Source organism: Hydrogenophaga sp. (genome assembly GCF_018780075.1).
Taxonomy (GTDB): domain Bacteria; phylum Pseudomonadota; class Gammaproteobacteria; order Burkholderiales; family Burkholderiaceae_C; genus Hydrogenophaga.
On the sequence record NZ_JADMKB010000058.1, the window covers coordinates 1 to 7,253 of the forward strand.

At 68.0% G+C, this 7,253-nt stretch carries 7 protein-coding genes; 2 read left to right on the plus strand and 5 right to left on the minus strand.

Annotated features, from left to right (window positions below):
- Nucleotides 1–1,414, minus strand: a 1,414-nt coding sequence (locus IV088_RS12165) for a CoA-acylating methylmalonate-semialdehyde dehydrogenase (protein WP_291102195.1), incomplete at its 3' end; no start/stop codon positions are given.
- A 122-nt stretch (nt 1,415–1,536) separates the two neighbouring features.
- Between IV088_RS12165 and IV088_RS12170 the strand changes: the two genes are divergently transcribed.
- Entirely contained in the window at nt 1,537–2,481 is a 945-nt protein-coding gene (locus IV088_RS12170) for a LysR family transcriptional regulator (RefSeq protein WP_291102197.1), read from the plus strand.
- A 133-nt stretch (nt 2,482–2,614) separates the two neighbouring features.
- The gene (locus IV088_RS12175) at nt 2,615–2,839 is read left to right on the plus strand and encodes a hypothetical protein (RefSeq protein ID WP_291102199.1); all 225 of its coding nucleotides are present in this window, start codon (nt 2,615–2,617) and stop codon (nt 2,837–2,839) included.
- Between the two features lie 230 nt (nt 2,840–3,069).
- Here IV088_RS12175 and iolB read toward each other — a convergent pair whose 3' ends face one another.
- The 4 genes from iolB to IV088_RS12195 form a co-directional block, all read right to left on the minus strand.
- Nucleotides 3,070–3,873, minus strand: coding sequence for a 5-deoxy-glucuronate isomerase (iolB, locus tag IV088_RS12180; RefSeq protein WP_291102201.1), 804 nt, complete (start codon nt 3,871–3,873; stop codon nt 3,070–3,072).
- A 16-nt stretch (nt 3,874–3,889) separates the two neighbouring features.
- The gene (gene iolE, locus IV088_RS12185; RefSeq protein ID WP_291102203.1) at nt 3,890–4,816 is read right to left on the minus strand and encodes a myo-inosose-2 dehydratase; all 927 of its coding nucleotides are present in this window, start codon (nt 4,814–4,816) and stop codon (nt 3,890–3,892) included.
- 45 nt (nt 4,817–4,861) lie between these two features.
- Nucleotides 4,862–6,739, minus strand: a complete 1,878-nt coding sequence (gene iolD / locus IV088_RS12190; RefSeq protein WP_291102205.1) for a 3D-(3,5/4)-trihydroxycyclohexane-1,2-dione acylhydrolase (decyclizing) — start codon at nt 6,737–6,739, stop codon at nt 4,862–4,864.
- Nucleotides 6,740–6,756: 17 nt separating this feature from the next.
- Nucleotides 6,757–7,253, minus strand: a 497-nt coding sequence (locus IV088_RS12195; protein ID WP_291102207.1) for a 2-deoxy-5-keto-D-gluconate 6-phosphate aldolase domain-containing protein, incomplete at its 5' end; no start/stop codon positions are given.

The window sequence follows — 7,253 nt, forward strand, 5'->3', positions numbered from 1 at the left end:
CCTCTTCGCCATAGGCGTGCATGTCGCCGAACAGGCTCTTCTTCCAGCCACCGAAACCGTGCCAGGCCATGGGCACCGGGATCGGCACGTTGATGCCGACCATGCCCACCTGGATGCGGCGGGCGAACTCGCGCGCCACATGGCCGTCGCGGGTGAAGCAGCTGGTGCCGTTGCCGAACTCGTGGTCGTTGATCAGCTGCACGGCGGCGCCGAAGTCGGCCACGCGCACGCAGCTGAGCACCGGGCCGAAGATCTCTTCCTTGTAGATGCGCATGTCGGGGGTCACGTTGTCGAACAGCGTGCCGCCCATCCAGAAACCGCCTTCGCAACCTTCGCCGGTCTGCTTCGCATCGAACTGGCGACCGTCCACCAGCAGCTCGGCGCCTTCGGCCGCGCCCACCTCGATGTAGCCCGTGATGCGCTGGTGCGCGGCGGCGGTCACGATGGGGCCCATTTCTGCCGCGAGGTTCGTGCCGTTGAGCACCTTCAACGCCTTGGTGCGCTGAATCAGCTTGGGCATGATCTTCTCGGCCACGTCGCCCACCAGCACCGCCACGCTGATGGCCATGCAGCGCTCGCCAGCCGAGCCGTAGGCCGCGCCAATCAGCGCGTCCACCGCCTGGTCGAGGTCGGCGTCGGGCATCACCACCATGTGGTTCTTGGCGCCGCCCAGGGCCTGCACGCGCTTGCCGTGGTGGGCGCCGGTTTCATAGATGTAGTTGGCAATCGGCGTGGAGCCCACGAAGCTCACGGCCTTCACGTCCGGGTGCACCAGCAGCGCGTCCACGGCTTCCTTGTCGCCCTGGACCACGTTGAACACGCCGTCCGGCAGGCCGGCCTGCTTCAGCAGGTCGGCCATGAACAGGCTGGCGCTGGGGTCGATGGGGCTGGGCTTGAGCACGAAGGTGTTGCCCGCGGCGATGGCCACCGGGAACATCCACATGGGCACCATGACAGGGAAGTTGAACGGCGTGATGCCGGCCACCACGCCCAGGGCCTGGCGGATCGTCCAGTTGTCCATGCCGGTGGAGACCTGGTCGGTGAAGTCGCCCTTCAAGAGCTGCGGGATGCCGCAGGCGAATTCGACGATGTCGATGCCGCGCGCCACTTCGCCCTGTGCGTCGGTGAAGACCTTGCCGTGCTCGGCGGTGATCATGCGGGCCAGGTCGTCCTTGCGCTGGTTCAGCAGTTCGAGGAACTTGAACATCACCCGCGCGCGGCGGATCGGCGGCGTGTCGGACCAGGCGGGGAACGCAGCCTGGGCCGCGGCGACCGCCGTGTCCACATCGGCGGCGCTGGCCAGCGACACACGGCCGGTGACCGCCCCCGTGGCAGGGTTGAACACGTCCTGCGCGCGGGCGGAGGCCCCGGCGGCGCGGGCGCCAGCGATGCAGTGGGTGATGGCAGTGGTCATGGAGGGTGTCTCGTTGGAATGGGGAAATGGCTCTGAGGTACCCAGGCAGTGTAGGAACGGCGCTCTGTCGATACAAGGCCAAAACCCTGAATTGATTGTTCATTCTGGTGAACAATAGACCCATGAACGAACAGAAGATCCATGAGCTCTGGGGCCACTTCCACTGGCTCAACGTGCTGGCCCAGCAGGGCAGCTACACCGCAGCGGCGGCACGGCTGGGCGTGAGCAAGGCGGCGGTGAGCCAGCGCATGGCCGAGCTGGAGCGGCTGGCGGGCGTGGCGCTGGTGCAGCGCACCACGCGCAGCGTGCGCCTGACCGAGGCCGGCCAGCGGCTGGTGGACGACACGCGGGCCTCGTTCGAGCACATCGCCCAGTGTTTTGCGCAGGTGCGCGACGCGGCCGGCGCGCCGCGCGGGCTGCTGCGCGTGACGGCGCCGGTGGCGTTTGCGCGCCAGCAGCTGGTGCCGCGCCTGCCCGAGTTCCTGCGCCAGTACCCCGAGGTGCGGCTGGAGCTGGACATGGCGGACCGGCTCTCGTCGCTGGCCACCGAGGGCTTCGACCTCGCCATCCGCCACACCGCCCACCCGCCCGACACGCACGTGGCCTGGACGCTGTGCGCCACGCGCTCGGTGCTGGCGGCCAGCCGCGCCTACCTGCGCAAGCACGGCATGCCCGAATCACCCGGTGACCTCACGCAGCACAACTGCCTGCACTACCCGCGCTCGCAGGACACGCCGGCCTGGACGCTGGAACCGCTGCGCTCGAAAGCGGGCACCGAACGGGTGACGGTGCAGGTGTCCGGCTCGCTGGCCGCCAACAACAGCGAAGCCCTGCGCGACGCGGCGCTCGGTGGTCTGGGCATCGCGCTGCTGCCCGACTTCACGGCCCAGGCCAGCCTGCTGTCGGGCAAGCTGGTGCAGGTGCTGCCGGACTGGAAGCCGGTGGGCGGCTTCGCCGAGCAGCTCTACGCCATCCGCCCGTATTCGGCCCATGTGCCGCGCGCCGTGACGGCCTTTGTGGCCCATTTGCGGGCCGCGCTGGCGCCCGGATTTGCCGAGGGGCTCTGAGGCGGTTCAGAGGGAACGCGTGACATTTGCCGAAAAACCGGCCGGAATTGGGCACAGCTCTCCAACACAGAACCTAGGGTTAACCCTATACTGCAGTGCAACATAACTGTTGCCCCGTTTTCAGGAGTCCTCCATGACCACCGCCACCCTCTCCCATGCATCTTCCGGCCAGTTCCTGGCCACCGTCCGCCAGCTGTTCGCCACCTGGTTCAGCGCCCGCACGCCCATCCCGGCGCGTCCGTTGACCCGCTTTGAAGAAGCCGAGCAGCTGCGCGCCATGGCCAACGACCTGCTGTCCTCCGACCCGGCGTTCGCCCAGGACCTGTACGCGGCCGCCGACCGGCACGAGCTGGCTTGAGAAGCTCCTCCCTGCGCCGCTGACGCGGCTTCCCCCCTGGAAGGGGGACGGCATCTGGGCCCGGCAAAGCCGGTTCCGCGATGCCCCTGGGGTTAAGACACGCGCGCCGGTCAAAGCACGGACGCATGAGTGAGGGGATGTCTTCCAGAGACTCCGTGGAACCGGCTTTGCCGGGCCACTGGAGTCGTCCCCCCTTCCAGGGGGGAAGCCGCGTCAGCGGCGCAGGGGGGTTACTTCAGTAACCACTCGTGTTGAGGGTCGTTCTTGAACACCCAGAAGCGGTTCGGCCCCGCCATCACGTTGAGGTAGTACAGGTCGTAGCCATGCGGCGCCACCACCGGGTGGTAACCGCGCGGCACCATCACCACGTCGTGGTTCTCCACCGCGCAGGCCTCGTCCAGGCTGCGGTCGTCGGTGTAGACGCGCTGGAAGGCAAAACCCTGCGGCGGGTTGAGACGGTGGTAGTAGGTCTCTTCCAGCAGGGTCTCGGTGGGCGGCGTTTCCTGATCGTGCTTGTGCGGCGGGTAGCTGCTGGCATGGCTGGCCGGCGTCATCACCTCCACCACCAGCAGGTGGGCGGCCGTGGGGTCGTCGTGCGGCAGGATGTCGCAGACGTAGCGCGTGTTGGTGCCCTTGCCGCGCACGCTGCGCTTCATGCCTGCCGGGTCGATCAGGCGCACTTCACGCGCGGTGCCGTCACCCGGCGCGGTGCACAGTGCCACCTCGGCGTCACGCGCCGCGCGGATCGACACGGTTTTGCCCGCCGGCACATAGACCGCCGCCGGGGAGACCTCGTCGAACACGCTGTCGCGGGTGCCCAGTCCGGCGTAGTCCACGCCGTCGATGCCCACGTCCACGGTGCCGGTCAGCACCACCAGGCACAGCTCGCGCTCGCCGGTCTGCAGGGTTTCCACCTGCCCGTCGGCGAGGCGCAGGGCGCGAAAGCCCACGTGCGTCCAGCCGGCGCGCTCGGGCGTGACATTGACAATTTCCCGCCCGGTGGGCGCGGCTTTGGCCAGCAGAGGACTCACCATGTTGCGCTCCTTGAGGTCAGTTCAGGCTGTCCACCAGACCGCGCAGCGTGCGGTAGCCCTTCTGGGCGTATTCGTAGCTCGGCGCCACGGCCGGGTCCTGTTCGGCCTCGACCACCAGCCAGCCTTCGTAGCCGTTGTCCTTCAGGGTCTTGAGCGTGGCGGCGTAGTCGATGCTGCCATCGCCGGGCACGGTGAAGGTGCCGTTGATCACGCCGTTCAAAAAGCTCCAGCCGTCGTTGCGCGCCTGGGCGATGACGGGGGTGCGCACGTCCTTGCAGTGCACGTGCACCACGCGCTTGACGTGTTTCTTCAGCAGGTCCACCGGGTTGGCCGCGCCACCAAAGTAGGCGTGGCCGGTGTCGAACAGCAGGAAGACCTTGGCCGGGTCGGTCAGGGCCATCAGCTTGTCCACGTCGGTGGGCGACTCGACGTAGGCCCCCATGTGGTGGTGGTAGGCCAGTTGGATGCCGTAGGTCTGGAGCAGGTGCTCGCCAAAGGCGTTCAGGCGCTCGGCGTAGGCCTGCCACAGGGCTTCGCTGGCGAAGGTGGGGCGCTTGGACACGGGCGTGTCCATCTGGCCCTGCACGGTGCCGGCGCATTCGCCATAGACCACCACCTTCACGCCGTTGTACTGCAGCTTGCTCATGTGCGCCTGGCAGCGCTGAATTTCGGCGGCCACGGCCTGCGCGTTGTTCTGGCCAGGCTCCAGCTCGGCCAGGAAACCCGAGTACCAGCCCGACACGCAGGCCAGGCCGAACTGATCGAGCTTGGCCTTGAGGCCCGGGCCGTCCTTGGGGAACTTGTTGCCCAGCTCGAAGCCTTCGTAGCCGATCTCCTTGCCTTCCTTCAGCGCGGTTTCCAGCGGGGTTTCGCCGCCCAGGGAGGGCAGGTCGTCGTTCATCCACGACAGGGGGTTGATGCCGATACGGACGTTCCAGCTCATGTTGTGTGCTCTCGGAGAAAAAGATCTTGTGAAGGGAAAACGGGTTCAGACGCGCTGCTGTTTCTGGGCATCGCTGTTGCGGGCATGGGCTTCGCGCACTTCGGCCCGCTGCGACACTTCGGGCACCGCCACTTCCCACCAGCAACCACCATCGGTGGTGCGGGTGTGGGTGGTGTCGATCACGATGACCTGGGTGCGTTGGGCCTGGCGGGCCTTGATCATCGCGGCCTTGAGTTCGACCACGTCCTTGACGTGCACCGCGTCGGCGCCCATGGCGCGGGCGTGCATCGCGAAGTCGATGGTGCTGCGCTCGCCACCTTCGGCCACACAGTCGTCGAGCATGTTGTTGAAGGCCGGGCTGCCGGTGGCGGTCTGCAGGCGCTGGATACAGCCGTAGCCCCGGTTGTCGAGGATCACCACGATGATCTTCTGGCCCAGCATGACCGAGGTCGCCAGCTCGGAGTTGGCCATCATGTAGGAGCCGTCGCCCACCATGACGATGGATTCCTGCTCGGGCCGGGCCATCTTCACGCCCAGGCCGCCGGCCACTTCGTAGCCCATGCACGAATAGCCGTATTCCATGTGGTAGTTGCCCGGCAGGCTGGCGCGCCAGAGCTTGTGCAGCTCGGCCGGCAGCGTGCCGGCGGCGCACAGCGCCACGTCACGGATACCGCTGTCCAGGCCCAGCTCGGTGGCCGAGTCGCGCACCGCGCCGATGACTTCGGCGTCGTAGGGCAGCATGTCCTGCGGAACGTTCGTCGTCAGCTCGGTGATGCGCGCGTTGGCTGCGGCGGCCTGCTGCTGTGCGCGCGCCGTCCAGGCGGCGTCGGCGGCCCAGCCGGTCAGGCCGGCTTCGAGTTGGCCCAGGCCCACGCGGGCGTCGGCCACCAGCGCGGAGCCGTTCCACTTGCCGGCGTCGTAGGGCTGCACATTCAGACTGAGCAACTTCGCTTGCGGGAACAGGGCATGCGAACCGGTGGTGAAGTCCTGCAGGCGCGTGCCGACGGCGAACACCAGGTCGGCCTCGCGCGCCATGTCGTTGGCCCAGGACACGCCGTCCACGCCGATGGCGCCGAGGTTGAGCGGGTGGTCCCAGGGCAGGCTGCTCTTGCCGCCGTGCGATTCGACCACGGGCACGCCGTGCGCCTCCACAAACGCGCGCAGCGCGGCCCAGGCCTGGCTGTAGAGCACACCACCACCAGCCACGATGAGCGGGCGTTGGGCTGTGCGCAGCAGGGCGACGGCATCGGCCAGTTCACGCACGTCGGCCGGCGGGCGGCGGAAGCGCAGCACGCCGGGGTTCAGAAAATCTTCCGGGCAGTCGAAGGCCATGGCCTGCACGTCCTGCGGCAGCGAGAGACAGGCCGGGCCGCAGGCGGCCGGGTCCGTCATCACCTGGATCGCGCGCGGCAGGGCCGTGAGGATCTGCTCGGGGCGGGTGAGGCGGTCGAAGTAGCGCGTGACGGGGCGGAAGCAGTCGCTGGCGCTCACATCGCCCTGACCGAAGCTCTCGATCTGCTGCAGCACCGGGTCGGGGCGGCGGGTGGCGAACACGTCACCCGGCAGCAGCAGCACCGGCAGGCGGTTGACGTGTGCCACGGCCGCCGCCGTGACCATGTTGGTCGCGCCCGGTCCGATGCTGGTGGACACGGCCATGATGCGCTGGCGGAACTGGGCCTTGCTGAACGCGATGGCGGCGTGCGCCATGGTCTGTTCGTTGTGGGCGCGGTAGGTGGTGAGCTTGTCGCGCTCACCCGCCAAGGCCTCGCCCAGGCCGGCCACGTTGCCGTGGCCGAAGATGGTGAACACGCCCCCGCAATAGGGTTCGACCGAGCTGCGGCCGTCGAGGTGCTCCACCTCCATCCGCAAGGCGGCCAGGTGCTTGACCAGGGCCTGCGCCATCGTGAGTCGTTGGGTTTTCATGTCGTCTGTCGGTGTGTTCAGGCTGCGGCGCGTTGGGCTGAGTGACGGCTTCTCCACGCATCCACCAGCACCGCGAAGTTGCGGGCCACTTCGTCCACGAAAGCCGCGTCGTCCATCTCGCCCCTGAACCATTTCAGGGAGGCGTCGGCCCACAGCGTGCGCCCGACCATGAAGCCCTTGACGATGGGGTTGGTGGCGTTGGCGAAGCTGCTCGCCAGGAAGTCCAGCGGCTGGTTCAGGCCCAGGATCACGGCGCCACGGCAATGGCGGTCGCGCTCGCTGACCAGGGCTTCCAGGTCGCGCCAGCCCTGCTCCTGCATGGGCGCGAGTTTCCACCATTCGGGCTTCACGCCCAGGTTGTAGAAACGCTTGACCGCGCGCAACACGGCGGCGTCGGTGGTGCCGTCGGGCGTCATGCCCTTGGGCGGAATGATCTCCAGCAGCAGCTCGTTGCCGCTCTCGCGCGTGGCTTCCCACAGCTCCAGCACGGTCTGCTCCTGCTGCAGGCGCAGCT